The organism is Candidatus Weimeria sp. HCP3S3_B5 (assembly GCF_052064335.1).
GTDB lineage: Bacteria > Bacillota > Clostridia > Lachnospirales > Lachnospiraceae > Weimeria.
In genome coordinates this window covers 101,865-120,295 of sequence record NZ_JBQHVU010000002.1, presented here as the reverse complement: position 1 = coordinate 120,295, position 18,431 = coordinate 101,865, and the positions used below count along the sequence as shown (strand labels likewise).

The following is an 18,431-nucleotide window of genomic DNA, read 5'->3' as shown; positions in this document are numbered from 1 at the left end:
GGATTTGTTAATACTTTATTCTAAAAAAAGTTAATTTTTCGAAGTGGTTTCTAGTCCGGGCCTGTTCTTCACTATCGAATCCGGCGGTATGACTCCCCTGATCAGTGACAGCGGATAGATATTGGTATGAGGTCCGACTACGCTGCCAGGGTTTAGGACTGTATTGCAGCCGACCTCGACATAGTCTCCCAGCATGGCTCCTATCTTGCGAAGACCTGTCTTGATCTCCTCTCCTGTCGAAAAATCCTTTATGACCACATCGGTACGGTCACTTTTTATATTGCTGGTTATGGATCCGGCCCCCATATGAGCATGAAAGCCCAGTATGGAATCCCCGACATAGTTGTAGTGAGGGACCTCGACACAGTCGAAGATTATGTCGTTCTTGATCTCTGTCGAATTGCCGATCACACAGCCTGCTCCTATCAGGGCATTGCCCCTGATAAAGGCGCCAGGCCGGATCTGGGTGTCAGGTCCTATGATGCATGGCCCGATCACGGTATTTGTAGCCTCATTAACAAAGACTGCGCTCCTTGCTATATAGATATCATCCCCCCTGTCCTCATATATGTCCTTATCAAGTGATGGTCCCATCTTCCTGATGAAGTCTCCTATGGCCGGAAGTGCCTCCCATGGATAGACATATTTCCTTAGCAGGTCAGAGGCCAGAGTATGGTTCAGATCATACATATTCTCTATTGTACAGTTCATTGATCCCTCCAATATATTTATTCAATATTCTTTTATCATTATACCACGCTAAAATCACATAGACAATAGAGCTTATCAGCGAAGGAGGCTTGCAAACCTGCTCTCGGTCGCATAATCAAGCATTTCGTACCAGACTACTATCCTGTCAGGCGCCTGCTTCCTTATCTCTGAAAGAAGGCTATTTCCTCCGTAGTAGCGCAGGTCTATAAGCACTATCCTCTTATAGCTCCCGCAGAGATAAGGGACTGCTGAGTTGGCATAGGAATCCTTTATCATAAGCAGCACCGGGCCGGTCTTCACGTCCTTATTGGTGATCACCGCAAGTCCATGGTTTCCTCCCATATATACACTATACTTGTCGGAGGTAAACAGATACTCAGGCTCATATATGCTTTTTGACCGTTTGATCCTGCCAAGCCTGCCGTCGTATCCGTACCTGTAGACAGCCGACAGCTCAGGAACCTTTGACGGGGTCTCGATAATATCGTATTTCGCGTCATAGAGAGGAGCCTTTTTGTAGAGTGATCCACGGAAATTGCTGCCGACCGTGACCGGTGAGTAATAGTCATAATCCATCAGGTCAAGCCCTCTCGACCTCTGGTAGGATCTGGCCGCAAAATAGGCTCCCATGCTGTTGTAATGATGATCTGTGTCAAAATACTTCTCCTGCTTCTGATCAAAGAAGGCCTCCAGAGATATAAGATTCATCCTTTTGTCCCCTCTTATATCCTTCCATACCTGCCTTGTCATATGGTCATAATCGAGATAAGGTGCAAAGGCCGGCAGCTGGTCCTGCTCGGCAGAGCCCTTCGGCGGGATAAGGCACAGATCGAGCGTCTTTCCCGTCTTCTCCGCAAAGACCTTTAGTATCCTGGTATTAAGCGAAAGCCTACTGTCGCTGTAGCTGTTGGCCGTCTCCATCTTCACATAGGTCCCGTTGTCATTGAAATAGGTTCCATTACGGTCACGTCTCCCCATAATGGCATCTACAAGGACCGAGACCCTGACTGCAGGCTTTCTGATATATGACTGGTCCTTCATTCCCTCCTCGAGCTTCTTCTGATAGGTTCCATCCTTATAGCCCTTAAATGAGAAGACCGGAATGGTGCTAAGCGTACGGTTTTCCAGATATGAGACCTTCATCGGGGCATGAAGCTCTGACAGAAGTCCTGTTATAGCAAATATTACAAAGAATACTACAATGTAGAAGATATTATTCGTCTTTTTCATAGGCTAAAACCTGAAATACAAAAAGGGATTAAATCCGCCTGAAACCAGAATCATTATTGACAGTCCCGCAAGTATGAGCGATACGACCATCTGCAGATCCGATATCTGACCAGCTCCATGCCTCTTCGAATGAGCCTCCACTGCCGAAAAGATCCTGTGTGGTAAGGAGGTGGCACCCACTATACCGACAAGCAGGATAGGAAGTGAGGATCTCAAAATATATAGAGTCCTGTAGAGCCCTGAGGCATGACCGCCAGCCGACGAAAATCCAGCTGCCCAGGATAGTGGTGAGAATAGCTTTCCAAGATAGATACAGGCCTCGTTAAGATCTGTATGGGAGAAAAGTATCCATCCGGCCACGACCAGAAGCATGGTCACTATATTCCTGATGAAGCCAAGCCTGTCCGGAAGTCTCCTGTAAGCCTTCAGCATGAAGAGCTTTTCTATCATAAGAAGAGCGAAATAATAGAGTCCCCAGATTACGAAATTCCATGAGGCTCCGTGCCAGAGTCCGGTAAGGGACCAGACTATAAGGAGGTTTATGAGCTGCCGTGGAAGTCCCTTGCGGTTTCCTCCGAGTGGTATATAGAGATATTCTCTAAACCATGACCCAAGAGTCATATGCCACCTCCTCCAGAACTCCGTTATGCTTCTGCTCTGGTAGGGGTAGTTGAAATTCTCAGGGAAATGAAATCCAAACATCTTTCCAAGCCCTATAGCCATATCGGAATATCCGGAGAAATCAAAATATATCTGGATAGTATATGCTATGGCAGAAACAAGAACCACAGGTCCTGTCAGATTGTCGATATGGATACCTTGAATATTGGTATAGATCTCGCCTGCCTTGTTGGCGATCAGGACCTTCTTGGACAGGCCAATTATGAAACGGTAGATGCCTGTCGCTATATCGGATGGATTCTCCCGCCTTTCGTCCACCTCCCCGGCTATATCTGAATATCGGACAATAGGCCCTGCTATAAGCTGGGGAAAAAGACAGACATACATGCCGAAGCTTATCAGATTCCTCTGGGGAGAAATCCTGCCCCTGTAAACATCTATGGTATAGGACATGGTCTGGAAGGTATAGAATGAGATCCCGACCGGAAGCGCTATGTCAAGAAGTCCGATCGATGTACCAGCGAAAGAATTGATAGCTGAAATAATGAAATCCGTGTACTTGAAAAAGCCGAGGATTGAAAGATTCCCGGCTATCGAAACTAAAAGGACCAGCTTCATCGCTCCTGTCCTCTCCCTTGTGCGGAAATAGCCGATAAGCCTTCCGTTCACATAGTCGAAGACGGTCGAAAAAATCATTATAAAAATATATACCGGCTCTCCCCAGGAGTAAAACAGAAGAGATGCCGCAAAAAGAAAGAGATTCCTTAGCCTTCCCGGACATAGATAGTAGAGGATAAAGACTGCCGGGAGAAAGATACAGAGGAATACCATACTGGAAAATACCATTTTCTCTCCTACTTCACTGCCCTTACAAAGCTTTTCTCCAGCTCTGAGGCTCCCTTCCCTATGAACAGACCCACCGTTCCGTTCTTCTGCGAGATCAGATAATCCTTTACCAGCTCTACCTGATCAGGAGAATACTCCTGCATGGTCCCCTCCCTTGTCTTCACATGATCCTTAAGGGAGGACATAAGCCAGGCCGTATCATCGACATCCTTAAGTGAAACCACAGCTATCTCAGGAGCTGTGCCGTCAGATGAGTATGCATAATAGAATGAGCTTACCTTGTCATAGTCAAAGTCGCAGAGAGTGGAAAAATTGATATCCGCATCCTTCTCAGATGAATCTATGGTCTTCATGTCCGGGAAGCCCTTGGCCTGGGCTGTAAGCCTCTTTCCTACAGACACTGCATCTGCCCTCTTCTGCCCGGCACAGGCAGCGAGGCAGGCAAGGCAGAGAGAAAATGTAAATATGATCGCAATACTCTTTCTCATAGTTACTCCTAATTGATGATCTTTGTCTCTGTACCATTTCCTTCAGGTTCTGCATCATCACTGCCTGACGGCAGTCCCAGCTGATCCCTTGTCACATCCACTCCGAATGCCCTGCTTATGGCCTGCGCCAGCTTCTTACTCTCCTTAGATGTAAGTGTAGTCCCGCCATTAGATGAAGAGTAGTCGCTTATGAAGATACCAAGGATATAGCTGTCATTTTCTCCGTTATACCATGCTCCGCTAATATTTAGTGTAGCATATCCGCTGCTCTGCAATGCTGCGTTAAGTCCGTTTACCAGAGCATCAGCCTTGCCAAGGTCATCAGAGCTATACTTTTTCTTGAATGAGAAATATCTGCTTCCCCTCTCAGAGGCCTTTTTGTCAAGCTCCTTCTTTATCGCAGGTACGACAGAATAGAGATCAGCTACCTGATCGTGATTCTGTACTGCATATGTGTACTTAATCCCGTCGGCTGCCGGAAGAGCTGTCTGATCCCAGTCATGGCCGGTCTTGGCGGTTGCATCTGTCATATTGAAATTCTGGTACTCGCATTTGCCGCTCACATCTGTATATACATCCACATGATACCAGTTGCCGTCATCAAGCTTGACCAGATCCCAGGAATGATAATCATTGTGGACTATTCGACATTCTATGCCAAGCATCTGCATGAACATACGGAAGGTAGTCGCATATCCTACGCAGACTGCCTGACGAGAGACAAGCACTCCCTGAGGAGTAAAGTCAGATCCGCTTGCTGCCGGAAGTGATACCACAGTAGACTGACCCTGTCCTATGTTTTGATACATCCACCTGTATACGGCCAGTTCCTTATTATAGTCCGAATCTCCGTCCTTTATGATCTTCTTCAGGATATCAGACGCAGTCTTTAAAGTCTTCTTATCATCGTCGCTTAGCTTGCTGTCATCTCCCTTTCTGTAGGCATCAGATATATCCTTTGTCGAACGGATCTCATACTGTCCTCCGACCTTATAGCCGTCTTCCTTATATGAGCTTTTCTTCTCGGCCTCCTTAGCCTGCCTCCTAAGCTCTCTGGTAATGAAACTATTAACCCTCTTTGACTGGGCAATATTTACACAGAGACCAGCTGAGGATACTACAATAGCGGCTGCTAAGGCTGTTGACAGAAGCACCAGGGTTCTTTTCTTCATGACTTCTTTCCTTTGAAATAATTAAAACAGTTTCCGTATAACATATAACACCGCGAAAAATGCTATTTCCGCGGTGTTTCGTTTGAGATTATTATAGCACAGATACTGTTACTGCGTGTGCTTTTTATTTAATGTTAATATTTGAATTTGTTCATATCCTCATCAAGCAATTTAGCTATATCCTTAAGATCTCCGGATGACTCCTCGATCTCGTCGGCTATAGTAGTGATTGAAGATACCGATGCTGATGATTCCTCTGTGCTTGCGGCATTCTCCTGAGCTATAGCAGAAAGCGAGGATACTGTCTCTACGACCTTCTTCCTGGCTTCATCCATCTTATTCATCTTTCCTGTGATCGTAGTAACAGCTGCTATCGATTCATCGATACCTGCCGATACCTGACCAAAGGCCTCCTTTGTCTGATCGACATTCTCAGACTGCTGCTCGATTATCTCCTTAACGCTGTCCATAGTAGAAACTGCCTGATCCGAATCCTTCATCAGCTCCTCTACTATCTGCTCTATCTGCTGGGCTGACTCGGATGACTGATCGGCGAGCTGCTGGATCTGTGAAGCGACAACTGCAAAACCTCTACCGGCCTCTCCGGCTCTTGCAGCCTCGATCGAAGCATTAAGAGAAAGAAGATTTGTCTCATCTGCAATATTGGCAATGATCGAGGTTGCCTCCCTGATCTTGCCGGCTGACTGGTTTGTGGTCCTTGTCTGCTCCGCTATCTGGTTGATACTCTCCTTTGTCTTCTCGTTTGTAGCTCCCAGCTGACCTAATATATCAAGTGCTGACTTATTGGAATCCTTAATCTTCTGGGCTGTAGAATAGAGCTCATCGACCTTCTGATTGGCCTCCTCTATCATATTTCCGATAGTGATGACATTCTCAGAGGCTGACTGGGTCTGGCTGGCCTGAGAGGTGGCTCCCTGAGCTATCTCGTTTACAGCTGTATCGACCTGATTCGTGGTCTCGTTCATATCGGTAGCATGCTTATACATACCGTTCGACGAGTCAAAGAGCTTTGACGACTGGTCCTTGATATTGGAGATGACCTCTATCAGTCGCTTCTGCAGATTGATTATGGATCTTGCCATAATACCGAACTCATCCTGTCTGGCAGCCAGCTTCCTGCTGTCCTGATCAGGGCTGAAGTCGAGGTCGGACATCTTGTCTACGAACCTGGAGAGCTCTCTTATCGGACGCATGGCGACTACAAGGAGCAGGGCAAGGATTATGATACCAATTAAACCGATAGTCACTCCAATAACGGTTGATGAAACAATAGTGCTGTTAACTGCCTGTTTCGCCTCTGCATCGTCTGCTGATATTACAAGAATAAACTGCTGCTTGTCAGATACATAAAATGCTGCGTATTTCTTTACTCCGTTGAAATTATATTCAACTGTCTCGTTCTTTTCCTGGATCGTCTCACCAGCTTCTATCTTTGATACAAGGTCCTTTACGACCGAGTTCTCAACCGGCTGTCCTATCTTATCGGCTGACGGATGATAAAGCATGGTGCCCTTGGCGTCTACCAGATAAGCATAGCTTGACTTTATCCCCTTTACCCCTACTCCCTTGAGCTCGTTTGACAGGTTGCCTGCCGTAAGAGCCTTGTCTGTCGACATACCTCCATTTATCTCTGCATCGATCGAATGACCATAAGCATAGGCCAGATCCTGCATATAGTTCTTTGTGGTCAATGTAATGGTCTTGTCGAATCTGGTCAGTGTTGCGAAATTAAGTGCCGTGATTATACATATAATCACTATAAGCACTGCAATGATGATCCTGCCTCTTGTTGAACGTAGAAACCTAACATCTTCCTTCTTCTCCATAAATCCATTTCCTTTCCGACTTTAGTTTCTTGAAAATATAAAATCTATGTTAGATTTTATCATTTTTTGGCATATTTTCAAGTGGAATCTATGGAAAATCAAGCCTTAATTACCCTGATCTTAGTCCCCTTCGAAAGAGTTCCCTTACTGTCAGACGAGAACGCCTTTATCTGATATATCCTCCCTGACACAAGTCCACTTAGCTTAAAGGTCTTCTGCCTGCCGTTTACCTTTATATACCTGGTATCCCAGACCTTATCTCCCTTCAGGCGGTAGTATATATAGAATCCGGCTACCTTCTCACTTGTCTTTATCTTCAGAGTAAGGGCTCCCTTTCCTGTCTTCTTTACCGAAAAGCTATAAGGCTTTGCAGGGCGAGGAGAAGTCACCTCCTGAGGAGAAGGAGTGACCGGTGTTATGGTAGGGTTTTCCTTATTAGTGTCATTGCCGCTGTCCGTATCCGCCTGGCTGCTGTCGGTGCTTGTCAGATCTATGGCATCCACCGATGAATCATGATCGGTAACGCACTCAGGACGGATTCCGTAATAGCATGACAGAGGCAGATGGGCCCACTGGGAATCTGACTTCCTGATCTCTGACTCACTTATATTGAAGAAATCATGGGATGGCCACTTGTTCTGATCCCAGGTCACATCGGTTATGTACCAGATGTCATTTATCATAACCTCATTCCAGGCATGGGAATCGCTTGTGACTCCCACGTTCTTTATCCCCTGGGAATTAAGAAGCAGGGAAAAGGCCTTGGTAAATCCGGCGCAGACTGTCTTCTTCAGAAGAAATACTGATGCAGCGCTCTGGCTCTGGGTATCATCCTCATTATTATCATCGGTATCACCGTTGTATGATACATTCTTGGCCAGACTATCATGGAAGTAGGTCTCCTTTGCCAGATCGCTCTTGTATGATGAGGCTTTGGAGATCACCTTGTTTATCGCATCCTTATACTTTTCTGTATAGGTCTTTCTGGCGCTGGCGCTGGCATATCTGGAATAGATCCCAAGACTTATGGTCCCTGGCTCAGATATGCCCCAGAAGAGGGAGCTTAGCGGCTCTGTATATCCTATCCCGTCGTTTAGGAAATAATACTGCGGGTTCTCATAGAAAAATATAGTCGCTACATAGAAGGCCTGAGCCGATGACATGTCTGAATATGTCACTGAATCGGTATAGTAGCCGCTGCTTCCGTCATCAAGTGTCATAACAGAGGCTGTCGCATTTCCGGTCAGATACCTCTGTGATAGACTCTTAAGCTTGTCATAAAGCTGTCTCTGGCTGCTTCCCATCTGCTCATAGTAAATGCTGCCTGAGAACTGGTCCCAGTATGGGTCACTTTTTACAGTTTCTGACGAATAGACCCTTTTGTCTACCCTGCTCTTTTTCGCGAATTTCTTAACGCTTGAATGTATATCCCCGCATGGCAGGCTATGTGTCTGCTCTGCTGCGCTTACAGGCGTGATACCAGCTGCAGATCCTGCAAGAGGGATAAGTAATGATAAAATAACTGCTAATAATTTCTTTCTCATAAAAATACCTCACAGAATCTATCATAGACTCAGTGAGGCGGCTTTTCAACATTTAGAAAGAATGTTCATGATTTTTTCATAGTTTTTCTGCATGTGTGGCCAGATACAGTCGATGCAGGATTTAACCTTTCTTCCATCTTTTGTCTCTATCCACTTATATGTTCCCGGACAGGTCTCTTCCCTATAGAGGGGACAGTAGCAGAAGAGACAGTTGATATGGTCTGACCTGTGGCAGGGATAGTATCTGCAGTCCCTGTTTTCAAAATACTTATAGCTGTTTTCATAGCCCTTTTCCTGCTGCATAGGATGCTGCCTCCTTTAGAAAATGTCCGGCAAAGTCCGGATATGACGGATAGTAGAAATGCATGAAGGACATGAAGCTTCTGCTGCCACAGAAACCTGCCCTCCTTACCCGCCCGCTTCCTGGCTTTGTCACGACGGCACCGTCTCCATTGTCTTTTGTGTCATAGTAATGGAATTCATGCCCCCTTATCTCTTTACCCTCCTTTATGAAGAAGTGCCCCCTGTCGCTACAGGTCAGATAGCCGAAGCGCAGGCTTTTGCCGCAATCATGGACATCCCCGTCAAGAACAGATACCAGAGGGCCGCTTCCCCCTATGCTCTCGTGAAGATACATATAGCCTCCGCACTCGGCCAGAAGAGGCATTCCACTCCTTAAGGCATCCCTTATCTGCCCGCATATCTCCTGATTATCCTTCAGCTGATCTGCATAGAGCTCCGGATATCCGCCTGGAAGGATGATCCCAGCTGTACCCTCAGGAAGCTTCTTATCAGAGAGCGGAGAAAAATACACTATATGAGCTCCCTTATCCGAAAGCACAAGCTCATTTTCACTGTAAAAAAAGTCAAAGGCCCTGTCTCTTGCGATGGCTATCACTGCTCTTTTACCGGCAGGTTCGAAGGATGGCTCCTTAATGTCAGGCATCTCTCCTATCGAAAGCAGCCTATTAATATCTATCCTGTCCATGGAGATCTGGGAAAGTCTGGCCTTATCCTTCCTTATATCGATATCCCAAGGACGCAGAAGGCCCAAATGCCTGCTGGCTAGCTCGATTCCCTGATCAGCCGGGAAATGACCTATAACAGGAAGCCCGAAAGCCTGCTCTATCCTTTTCTTCAGGACCGGGTAGAAGCCGTCCGATACCTGGTTTAAGAATATGGCCCTTATCAGCCTGCTTTTATCGAAGCTTAAAATTCCTGAAATAAGTGCTATAAGAGTCTGGGCTGCTCCCCTTGCATTTATACAGAGGACGATGGGCATTCCAAGCGCATCTGCAAGATCGTATGAGGACCCCTCTGCCGAAAAGCCTCCCAGTCCATCGTATAATCCCATTACACCCTCTACTATGGCTATAGAGTTTTCCCTGACAGAGCCCATTTCTCTGGCAAAGAGCCTGCTCGTCCTGTCATGGTCAGTAAAGAAGGTATCAAGATTATGCCCTCTTTTCCCGCTTATGAGAGAATGGTACATGGGATCTATATAATCCGGTCCGCACTTGAAGGGAATGACATCCATGCCTTTTTCCATAAGAGCATATATAAGCGCTCTTGTAAGCGTAGTCTTTCCTGAGCCGCTCCTGTCAGCGGCTATCATAAGTCCTTTCATCGTCTACTCCGTGACAAGCACTGTAAAAAGCGATCCCTTAAGGCCATCCACCCTCTCCTTATCTATCTCTCCTACCCATTCCAGCTCTCCTCCCAGGTCCTGGGCGGCTATTATCCTTTTGTCAGGAAAAAGCGAAAGCAGGCTATAGAGATCATCCTTTCCGGAAAGGAGTATAAACGATGCCCTGTGACTCTTTACCGCCTGTGCAAGCTCCTTACTGTCAATGGCTCTTCCATGATATGACTTTATAAAAGCATTATCATAGGGGATATGTGTCAGGGCTGAAAGGGCCGCTACCGATGAGATACCAGGTATCACCAATAGCCTCATGCCCTCCGAAGCAGCCGCTATCAGGGATCTGGCTCCGCTATAGAAGCCGCTGTCGCCTGAGTAGAGGACCACAGGCCTGTAAGGTTTCTTTTCTGATAATATCTCATTTATCTTCTCTGCCTTATAGGCGGACTCCTTAGGAGCCGGGCTCTCCCTTACTATTCTGTATGCAAGCAGGCGGGATGAGCCTATTATCAGATCGGCATCTTCTATTGCCCTTATGGCATCAGCCGTAAGCGTACCCTCTCCGCATCCTGCTCCTATAAGAGTAAGGGTCCGCTCCCTTTTCTCCTCTGACGGCCCGCGTGGAGTCCTTTCTATCACTATAGTCTCTATGCCTGCTGTCTCTGCTGCCTTAAGCTTCTCCTGATAGCCTCCGTTCCTGCCGGAGCTTTTTGTCACCAGGACCCCTATATCATATCTCCTTATAATGGCCAGGTTTTCCTCGCAGGTGAATGGGCCCTGCTGGGCTATTATATGGCTTTTCTCTATTCCTGCTCTCTCACACAGGCCTATAGCCTCCCTTGATGGCAGGACCCTTACATAAAGCCTCTCCCGCAGGGCTGCAAAGTCTAAAAGCTCCCTGCTCCCTGTTGTAAGGAAGATATTTCCGGGTATATTCAAAAGCATTGATACTGCTTCCCTTGTATCAGAGGCCATATTTATCCTATAGCCGGTATGGCAGTCCTCTCCTCTGTCCCTTATTATACGCTTGAGCGGCAGATAAAGGGACCTGCAGGCTTTTTTTATGTTTTCTGTGACAAGAGTCGCATATGGATGGGTAGCATCGAAGACCAGATCAGCCTGCTTCTTTTCAAGGAAGGTCCTTATCTCCCCCTCGTCCATTCTCCCAACATTTACATCGATAAGAGGAGAGTTCTCCATTACCTCCTGTCCGTATTCAGTCGCCACACAGACGCTTACGGCTATGCCTGCGATAGCAAACGATTCAGCAAGCATTCTCCCCTCTGTGGTTCCTGAAAAGATGACTATATTTTTCATATGCTTCCTCTTCTGTAAATGCTTAGCGTGACCCGGTCTGTCTTCATTCTGCCGACAAGCCTTTCTGCTGTGACTCCCGCTGTAAGAGCTGCTGCTCTCTCGCAGACATTATCTGCTCCTGTCTTTTCCTTTACGAATTCTGATGAATGGAAGCTGCCCTTCAGGGCCATAAGCTCTGCTGCCGTATAGGTATAGTAGGGAACCTTAAGGGCTCCGCAGAGCCCTATTATACCGGGCTCGTCCTTTTTGATATCTATAGAGGATACAGAGCCAAGACAGGCCATGGGAAGCCTCTTGTGAAACAGGCAGTCGCGAAGAAAGGCAAATATATCATCTACAGGGGTACCCTTTCTGCAGCCAACGCCAAGGCATAAATCCCTCTCGTAGAGATAGAGGCATCTGCTGCTGACTCCGCAGTCAAGCAGGAGGTCCTCCCTTGTATCCCTGTCGGGAAGAGGCATATATGGATCTATTCCTGTAAGCTGAAGCATGGATAGGATCCATTCCTTATCCACCACGTTTATGACTGGTCTCTCATCGTCCCTTACCGGGCGCAGGAACCTCCTTGTCTCCTCCTGGAGGATAAGCGTCGGATCCTTTGTCTTTACAGGAACTGACTCTCCCTTAAGGACCATTGAGGAAACCGTCTTTATCGCGGAGGGATTTAAAATACCAAGTCCGTTGTTTTTTGCGAAAATATCGACCGCAAATACCTTCTCAAGATCTGTAGCCGTAGTGATAACCGCTGTCGCTCCTGTCTGGGCTGCTATGCTTCTTGCCAGATCATTCGCTCCTCCTATATGGCCCGAAAGAAGCGGGATCACATATCTGCCCTCCTGATCCATGCAGAGGACTGCCGGATCCGTCGTCTTGTCCTTTATATATGGGGCTATCAGACGGACTGCAATGCCTGCTGCTCCTATGAAAAGCAGATCTATCTTCTTCTCGAAGGACTCTGACAGCGCATCCTCAACTCCTCCACACCTGCCGTCGAGAAGATCTGTATACTCAGTTATCGAGGAGGCCAGCCTTTCTGCCTTATCTGTAAAATAGATAACTCTGATCATTTCCTGTACTCCGTCGAAAAGTCCGGGTCATAGAGACAGCTCCTGTCAAAGTCAGACTGCAGAAGAGCATCTCCAACTATAAGAAGGGCTGTCTTTTCTATTCCAGATTCCTGCTGGGCCCGGTCAAGCTCTGCTACCCTAGTCCTTATGACTCTCTGGTCCGGCCAGCTTGCCCTGTATACTATGGCTGCCGGTGTCGTTTCCTTATAGCCTCCTAAAAGCAGGGCCTCCTTTACCTCGGCTGCGCTCTTCACGCTCAGATATATGGCCATCGATGAGCCCGTAGCTGAAAGAGCCTCTATAGTCTCCCTGTCAGGGACCGGAGTTCTTCCCTTTGCTCTCGTTAGAATAAGTGTCTGGCTGATACCCGGAAGAGTGTACTCTATTCCCAGTGCTGCTGCAGCAGCAAATGCTGCGGTCACTCCCGGAGTAATATCATATGGAATATGGTTTTTTTTGAGAAAGGCCTGCTGCTCGGCTATGGCGCCAAAGAGTGAAGGATCTCCTGTATGAAGCCTTACAAGGTCAAGTCCCATTTCATCAGACTTAAGGAAAATCTCACAGACCTGTTCTAAGGTCATATAGGCGCTGTTGTAAAGGCTTGCACCCGGCTTTAAGAGATCCGAAAAATCATCGCTTACAAGGGAGCCCGCATAGATAAGCACATCTGTCTTTTCAATAAGCCTCTGTCCTCTTACAGTGATAAGGTCAACTGCTCCCGGTCCTGCTCCTACAAAATGTATCATTTATATTCTCCTATCAGCCCCTGTCCCAACGTATAGATAAGAATCTCTACCCTAAGCTCCGGGGCCCATATACCGATAGTCTCCATGATCTCTTCCTTAAGGACCTCTGCGACTTTAGCAAGAAAGCCCTTTTCTGCAAGAAAATCCGCTGCCTCCTCTGTCGTATTCATAGAAAGAAGCATCCTAAGATCCCTAATCTCCACCGGGATACCTGATCTGACAAGAGCTGCCGTAAGGATCTCCATCCTGCAGTCCCCGTACTTCGAATGGGTATTGGAAAAGCCTCCGGCCACCTTTACTATCTTGCCCAGATGTCCCACAAGGATCAGCTCCTTATAGCCCTCCTCACAAGCAATAAGAAGGGCATCCTTTATGAAGTTGGAGCACTTTACCGCAGCATCTAAGTCAAGGCCAAAATCCCTCTTCAGAAACTCCTGTCCGTAATTTCCAAATGCCAGAAAAAGTCTTTTCTCTCCCAGCACCCTTCTCTGATGTATCTCTACCCTTATGGTATCTATAAGAGCCGAATCACTCATTGGCTCCACTATACCTGTAGTACCGAGTATAGATATGCCTCCTGTTATTCCAAGCCTTGGATTAAAGGTCCTCTCAGCTATCTTCTCCCCTCCTGTGGCCTCTATTATCACAGCTATAGTGCCGCTGAAGTCAGCTTTGTCTGCTATCTCTCTTACATTTTCCTCTATCATCCGCCTTGGGACAGTATTTATAGCGGCCTCTCCGGGCGGCTGGTCAAGCCCTGCCTTAGTCACCCTGCCTACTCCTCTGCCGCCATCGATAGTCACCCTGATACCGGGTATGTCTGATGGTATAAGCCTTACTCCGGCTCTTATCGTGATCCCGTCGGTCACATCAGGGTCATCTCCGGCATCCTTTACCACCTCGCAGAAGCCATCTTCTGCTATCCTGTATTCAGGAGAATATCTGACTCCTGCCGGAGTAACAATGGATATGCCATAAGGAACCCTGCCGAAAAGAGCCATGCATGAAGCTACCTTTGCCCCAAGGGCTGCACAGGAACCTGTCGTAAATCCGCGCTTAAGCTCCTTCATAGCTGCCTGTTTTCTATCCGGTAAAGAGCTGCATTTATAAGACAGGCTGCTATAGGGCTTCCTCCCTTTCTTCCCCGGTTTACTATATATGGGATATCACTGTTTATTATCAGCTCCTTGGCATAGACCACGTTTACGAAGCCTACCGGAACTCCTATCACAAAGTCGGGAGTAAGCCTGCCCTCCTTATAGAGCTTATTCAGCTCTATAAGGGCCGTCGGAGCATTACCTATGCAGAATATCTTCCTTCCCTCTATATGTGAAGCAGCACTTACTGCTGCAGCTGCCCTTGTAGTGCCCTCCTTCCCTGCCATCTCCTTTACTCTCTCGTCTGTCATGAAGCAGTAGGCTCTGCAGCCGGCCCGCTCAAGTGCTGTCTTATTGATACCCGAAAGCGCCATATGGGTATCACAGATCACTGAGGCATGCTCTCTTAAAAGGCCCTCTAGCACAGATGTAGCGTTTCTCGAAAAGGCAAGTGTTGTAGCATAGGAAAAATCGGCACTGGTATGGATGCATCTCTTGATATAGGGCTCCTGCTTTTTCTTAAGGACTATACCCTTCCCAGACAACTCCTCTCCTATGATCCGAAAGCTCTCTCTTTCTATATCTGTCGGCTTCACATAGATGAAATCATTATCCATTCACTATCTCCTGTACAGCGGCCAGAAGAAGCATGTTCTTCGGTCTGTCCTTTATAGCTATCCTGTAGTAGCCCTCTCCTATACCGTCAAAGTCCGAAAGGTCCCTTATCAGGATACCCTTTTCGAGAAGTCTCTTATATATAGGGATATCTGTCTTTATCATAAGGAAATTGGCCTCTCCCGGAAAGACTATTATCCCCATTCCCATAAGGCCGCTCTGAACGAATCCTCTCTCGGTACGCAGGAAGGATCTGCTCCTTATCAGATAGTCTCCCTCATAAGTTGCCGCAAGCCCGCACCTCTCTGCAAAGATCGATACATTCCATTCACTCTGATGAGAGGCTATCCGCAAGGCAAGCTTCTTCGGAGCAATAAGGTAGCCAAGCCTTACTCCCGGCATAGCGAAGGACTTGGTGAGGGCCGATACCCTGATCACATTGTCAAAGGTACTCCTGAACAGGAAATCCTCGTAATCGTCATGCATATCGCTAAGCGCCATGAAACATTCATCGAGCACCACGATCACATTCTTTCTCTGGCAGTGCTTAAGTATCTTTTCGAGGAGGGGGATGGGTATGGTCCGTCCTGTAGGATTATTTGGTGTCGCAAGGATAAGCATATCGATCCCGCTGTCTATCATTGCTGCCACATCAGTATCAAGCAGATATCCGTCCTTTTCCCTGAGCGGATACTCAATGAGGTCTGCGCCTACTGCTGCAGCTGCATACTTGTATCCTCCAAAGGATGGTACCACTACTCCTATCCTCCCAGGCCTTAGTGTATATACTATATCAAGGAAAAGCTCAGAGGCTCCGTTTCCTAGAAGCAGCTGGTCAGGCTCTGTCACCAGAATGTCTGAGAGTCTTTTTCTAAGCTCCTCCTGCTGCGGATCCGGATACTGTCCAATAAGCTCTGCTGCCTCCCTGGCAGCATCCATTACCCTCTGGGGTGTTCCCAGGGGATTGGTGTTTACCGAAAAATCAAGTCTTATATCCTTATTTCTGTAGACGTCTCCGCCATGATACTGCATAAAAGCCCTCCTGTATCCCTTATCATGCCCTGCAACAGATCACTGTAAAGTATAGCACAAAAAGGCAGATGATTTCCATCAGCAGTGTTGAGAGTCTGACTATCCTCTGTGCCGTGACTATTGCCTTGCAGTCAGGCTCCTTATCAGAGCTTCCCTCTCCCAGGCAGGGACGCTCTATCATGCTTCCGTTATATGAGGCGGCTCCTCCCAGCCTGATCCCGAGCGATCCGGCCATTGCCGACTCAGGATAGCCTGCATTAGGGCTCTCTGTCCTGCCATGATCCCTTCTGCAGACCTTAAATGCCCGGGAGGCAGAGCATCCCTTCAGGAGAAACGATGCTGCCATTATAAGCAGTGCACTCAGACGGGCCGGTAATAGATTTAGCAGGTCGTCGGTCCTTGCTGAGGCCCTGCCAAATGAATAGTATCTCCGGCTCTTATAGCCTATCATGGAATCTGCTGTGCTTACTGCCTTAAAGGCAAGACCTGCACAGGGGCCCCCCAGAGCCAGAAAAAAAAGCGGTGAAATAATGCCATCGCTTAAGTTTTCGGCCAGGGTCTCGACTGTAGCCCTTGCTATCTCATCACATAACAGGTGATCCGTATCCCTTCCTACTACAAAGGACAGCCTCCTTCTGGCCTCTCCTATGTCATTATCCTCTAAGGCTCTTCTTACAGGGGTGGTCTCTCTTATAAGAGATGATCCTGACAGGGCCGTGCAGGTAAGGATGGCCTCTGCGATCATGAAAGCCAGATCCGATATCCTGTAGCAGAGATAGAGGATAAGGGCGCTGCCAGCTCCTGCAATAAGGACGACAATGGCCAGAGTAAAGACTCCTGTCGCATATTCACTTAATATAAGCTGCCTTTCTCCTGCCTCCTTGTGCCTGCCCTTATCTGATGCTCCTAGAAAAAGCTTGTCAAGTAAGGCAATGAGCCCACCATAGAGCCTGACCGGATGGATGATAAACCAGTGGGGATCGCCTATTATCAAATCCAGAAGGAAACCGGCAAAAAAGCCATAAAGATGAAGTCTTATAATTCCCATATATCAGTCCACTGTCACCGTAAGTATATAGCCCTCTCCGCAGGCAGCATCGAAGCTGAAATAATCCTGATCCAGAAAGGATGAAAGCAGTGCCATTATGGTCCCTCCGTGGGCTACTATCACAGCGTCTGTCACCTCAGAAAGACGTCTTTTGGGGCTGAAATCCTCTGCCCCTGTGATATGTATAAGAGAAAGCTCCTTATGCTCCTTTTCTATAGTATCTATTACTATAGAAAAGCCCTCCCTTACCCTTTCCTTAAAGCTCTCCATATCCTCTCCTCCCGGTATCATCCCAAGGCAGCCTCCGTCTACCCATTGGCGGTAGGTGGCATTATCCGACAGATCCTTGTAATTCTTTCCCTCGAAGATGCCGAAATCCATCTCGTCGAATACCGGGATGACTATCCTTCTTGAAAAAAGTCTCGGATATATGATCCTTGCTGTATTTACTGCCCGAAGAGAAGGACTTACGAACAGATACATGGAGCTGGGATAGCCGGATGCATTTTCTCGCAAAAGCCTTTCTCCTTCTTTGGAAAGTGGCTCCTGGCTCCTTTTTCCTATGTATCTTTTCTCGCTGTTGCCCTTTGTCATACCATGACGCAGGATAAGGATCCGCAGTTTCTTCTTCATTCCTTCTCACCAAACCAGTCTATTATCAGTGAAATCGCATAATCCATTAGCGACGGATCTGTAAAGGGATGATCGGCATTTTCGACTACCTGGTATTCTATCACATTTTTCTCACAGAAATCCCTTATCTGATCCACGCTTGTATACTGGTCCTTTGACCCTGCTATTATAAGCATCTGGTCTGCGAAATCCATAAAATCCTTATCTGTGACCGGCGCCGCCTTAAGCTGGTCTAAAAATTCCTCAGAAACCTTTATCTTTCTCGTATATCCCCTTATTATATCCTTGCCCTTGTCAAGCTTCTTCCATTCCTCATCGGTGATATCGGATGTAAGGTTACTGTAGATATTAAGGGCCGGGACACGGAGTGCTATCCTGGTAAAGGGATTACCGAAACGGGTCAGATAAAACAGGGTCATATAGCCTCCGAGACTGGTCCCGTAGGCATAGATCCTCTTTGCCCCAAACTCCTGCCTGCAATAGTCGGTTACCATCCTGTAGTATTCAAGAAACTCGTCAAGTATCATCCGGTTTCTTGCATCCTCGCCATGGCATGGCCAGTCGAAGGTTATGACTCCGAACTCCTTATGCTTTGAGATAAGCTTGTCTGCCAGCTTCTCAGTCGCATGATTCTCCTTCTTGCCTCCGAAGCCGTAGGTAGATATGACCAGATCATCGGCATGTCTCGGATCCTTATCATAGTAGTAAAGGCAGCGGACGCTGTAGCCTTCCTTATTTATATCAAATTTCTTTTCCAACGTTTACGTTCCTTTCA

General features: G+C 47.3%; 18 protein-coding genes. All 18 read right to left on the bottom strand.

The genetic code is table 11. From position 1 onward, the window contains the following. Positions 1–30: 30 nt before the first annotated feature. The gene (locus ACTNCK_RS01840; protein WP_441080630.1) at positions 31–711 is read right to left on the bottom strand and encodes a UDP-N-acetylglucosamine pyrophosphorylase; all 681 of its coding nucleotides are present in this window, start codon (positions 709–711) and stop codon (positions 31–33) included. Positions 712–786: 75 nt separating this feature from the next. After that, positions 787–1,941: a DHHW family protein gene (locus ACTNCK_RS01835; RefSeq protein WP_441080629.1), complete on the bottom strand. Its 1,155-nt coding sequence runs from the start codon at positions 1,939–1,941 to the stop codon at positions 787–789. 3 nt (positions 1,942–1,944) lie between these two features. Next, positions 1,945–3,408 carry an MBOAT family O-acyltransferase gene (locus ACTNCK_RS01830; RefSeq protein WP_441080628.1) on the bottom strand — a complete coding sequence of 488 codons (1,464 nt, stop codon included), beginning with the start codon at positions 3,406–3,408 and terminating at the stop codon, positions 1,945–1,947. 8 nt (positions 3,409–3,416) lie between these two features. Then, complete coding sequence (locus ACTNCK_RS01825) at positions 3,417–3,896, bottom strand: DUF4358 domain-containing protein (protein ID WP_441080627.1); 480 nt, start codon at positions 3,894–3,896, stop codon at positions 3,417–3,419. Between the two features lie 8 nt (positions 3,897–3,904). Further along, positions 3,905–5,068, bottom strand: coding sequence for a transglutaminase domain-containing protein (locus ACTNCK_RS01820; protein WP_441080626.1), 1,164 nt, complete (start codon positions 5,066–5,068; stop codon positions 3,905–3,907). Between the two features lie 134 nt (positions 5,069–5,202). Beyond that, positions 5,203–6,915, bottom strand: a complete 1,713-nt coding sequence (locus ACTNCK_RS01815; RefSeq protein ID WP_441080625.1) for a methyl-accepting chemotaxis protein — start codon at positions 6,913–6,915, stop codon at positions 5,203–5,205. 98 nt (positions 6,916–7,013) lie between these two features. Then, the gene (locus tag ACTNCK_RS01810) at positions 7,014–8,459 is read right to left on the bottom strand and encodes a transglutaminase domain-containing protein (RefSeq protein ID WP_441080624.1); all 1,446 of its coding nucleotides are present in this window, start codon (positions 8,457–8,459) and stop codon (positions 7,014–7,016) included. 45 nt (positions 8,460–8,504) lie between these two features. Further along, a complete protein-coding gene (locus ACTNCK_RS01805; RefSeq protein WP_441080623.1) occupies positions 8,505–8,762 on the bottom strand; it encodes a cysteine-rich small domain-containing protein in 258 nt (85 codons plus the stop codon). Beyond that, the gene (locus ACTNCK_RS01800) at positions 8,740–10,086 is read right to left on the bottom strand and encodes a cobyrinate a,c-diamide synthase (protein ID WP_441080621.1); all 1,347 of its coding nucleotides are present in this window, start codon (positions 10,084–10,086) and stop codon (positions 8,740–8,742) included. The genes ACTNCK_RS01805 and ACTNCK_RS01800 overlap by 23 nt, the downstream gene beginning before the upstream one ends. A 3-nt stretch (positions 10,087–10,089) precedes the next feature. Next, entirely contained in the window at positions 10,090–11,418 is a 1,329-nt protein-coding gene (gene cobK / locus ACTNCK_RS01795) for a precorrin-6A reductase (protein WP_441080620.1), read from the bottom strand. Further along, positions 11,415–12,485, bottom strand: coding sequence for a cobalt-precorrin 5A hydrolase (locus tag ACTNCK_RS01790; RefSeq protein ID WP_441080619.1), 1,071 nt, complete (start codon positions 12,483–12,485; stop codon positions 11,415–11,417). The genes cobK and ACTNCK_RS01790 overlap by 4 nt, the downstream gene beginning before the upstream one ends. Beyond that, positions 12,482–13,231: a precorrin-4 C(11)-methyltransferase gene (cobM, locus tag ACTNCK_RS01785; RefSeq protein ID WP_441080618.1), complete on the bottom strand. Its 750-nt coding sequence runs from the start codon at positions 13,229–13,231 to the stop codon at positions 12,482–12,484. Before cobM ends, ACTNCK_RS01790 begins: the two co-directional genes overlap by 4 nt. After that, positions 13,228–14,301 carry a cobalt-precorrin-5B (C(1))-methyltransferase CbiD gene (gene cbiD, locus ACTNCK_RS01780; protein ID WP_441080617.1) on the bottom strand — a complete coding sequence of 358 codons (1,074 nt, stop codon included), beginning with the start codon at positions 14,299–14,301 and terminating at the stop codon, positions 13,228–13,230. Before cbiD ends, cobM begins: the two co-directional genes overlap by 4 nt. Continuing rightward, entirely contained in the window at positions 14,298–14,945 is a 648-nt protein-coding gene (locus ACTNCK_RS01775; RefSeq protein WP_441080616.1) for a precorrin-8X methylmutase, read from the bottom strand. The genes cbiD and ACTNCK_RS01775 overlap by 4 nt, the downstream gene beginning before the upstream one ends. Continuing rightward, complete coding sequence (locus ACTNCK_RS01770; protein ID WP_441080615.1) at positions 14,938–15,975, bottom strand: pyridoxal phosphate-dependent aminotransferase; 1,038 nt, start codon at positions 15,973–15,975, stop codon at positions 14,938–14,940. Before ACTNCK_RS01770 ends, ACTNCK_RS01775 begins: the two co-directional genes overlap by 8 nt. A 22-nt stretch (positions 15,976–15,997) precedes the next feature. Further along, complete coding sequence (gene cbiB / locus ACTNCK_RS01765; RefSeq protein WP_441080614.1) at positions 15,998–17,023, bottom strand: adenosylcobinamide-phosphate synthase CbiB; 1,026 nt, start codon at positions 17,021–17,023, stop codon at positions 15,998–16,000. A gap of 3 nt (positions 17,024–17,026) precedes the next feature. Further along, a complete protein-coding gene (locus tag ACTNCK_RS01760) occupies positions 17,027–17,656 on the bottom strand; it encodes a histidine phosphatase family protein (RefSeq protein WP_441080613.1) in 630 nt (209 codons plus the stop codon). Beyond that, on the bottom strand, positions 17,653–18,414 hold the full coding sequence (locus ACTNCK_RS01755; protein WP_441080612.1) for an alpha/beta hydrolase family protein: 762 nt from the start codon (positions 18,412–18,414) through the stop codon (positions 17,653–17,655). Before ACTNCK_RS01755 ends, ACTNCK_RS01760 begins: the two co-directional genes overlap by 4 nt. Positions 18,415–18,431: the final 17 nt, after the last annotated feature.

Bases quoted from the DNA above. Each gene is read 5' to 3' on its own strand.
- ACTNCK_RS01840 (WP_441080630.1), bottom strand. From the start codon at position 711: ATGAACTGTACAATAGAGAATATGTATGATCTGAACCATACTCTGGCC.
- ACTNCK_RS01835 (WP_441080629.1), bottom strand. From the start codon at position 1,941: ATGAAAAAGACGAATAATATCTTCTACATTGTAGTATTCTTTGTAATA.
- ACTNCK_RS01830 (WP_441080628.1), bottom strand. From the start codon at position 3,408: ATGGTATTTTCCAGTATGGTATTCCTCTGTATCTTTCTCCCGGCAGTC.
- ACTNCK_RS01825 (WP_441080627.1), bottom strand. From the start codon at position 3,896: ATGAGAAAGAGTATTGCGATCATATTTACATTTTCTCTCTGCCTTGCC.
- ACTNCK_RS01820 (WP_441080626.1), bottom strand. From the start codon at position 5,068: ATGAAGAAAAGAACCCTGGTGCTTCTGTCAACAGCCTTAGCAGCCGCT.
- ACTNCK_RS01815 (WP_441080625.1), bottom strand. From the start codon at position 6,915: ATGGAGAAGAAGGAAGATGTTAGGTTTCTACGTTCAACAAGAGGCAGG.
- ACTNCK_RS01810 (WP_441080624.1), bottom strand. From the start codon at position 8,459: ATGAGAAAGAAATTATTAGCAGTTATTTTATCATTACTTATCCCTCTT.
- ACTNCK_RS01805 (WP_441080623.1), bottom strand. From the start codon at position 8,762: ATGCAGCAGGAAAAGGGCTATGAAAACAGCTATAAGTATTTTGAAAAC.
- ACTNCK_RS01800 (WP_441080621.1), bottom strand. From the start codon at position 10,086: ATGAAAGGACTTATGATAGCCGCTGACAGGAGCGGCTCAGGAAAGACT.
- cobK (WP_441080620.1), bottom strand. From the start codon at position 11,418: ATGAAAAATATAGTCATCTTTTCAGGAACCACAGAGGGGAGAATGCTT.
- ACTNCK_RS01790 (WP_441080619.1), bottom strand. From the start codon at position 12,485: ATGATCAGAGTTATCTATTTTACAGATAAGGCAGAAAGGCTGGCCTCC.
- cobM (WP_441080618.1), bottom strand. From the start codon at position 13,231: ATGATACATTTTGTAGGAGCAGGACCGGGAGCAGTTGACCTTATCACT.
- cbiD (WP_441080617.1), bottom strand. From the start codon at position 14,301: ATGAAGGAGCTTAAGCGCGGATTTACGACAGGTTCCTGTGCAGCCCTT.
- ACTNCK_RS01775 (WP_441080616.1), bottom strand. From the start codon at position 14,945: ATGGATAATGATTTCATCTATGTGAAGCCGACAGATATAGAAAGAGAG.
- ACTNCK_RS01770 (WP_441080615.1), bottom strand. From the start codon at position 15,975: ATGCAGTATCATGGCGGAGACGTCTACAGAAATAAGGATATAAGACTT.
- cbiB (WP_441080614.1), bottom strand. From the start codon at position 17,023: ATGGGAATTATAAGACTTCATCTTTATGGCTTTTTTGCCGGTTTCCTT.
- ACTNCK_RS01760 (WP_441080613.1), bottom strand. From the start codon at position 17,656: ATGAAGAAGAAACTGCGGATCCTTATCCTGCGTCATGGTATGACAAAG.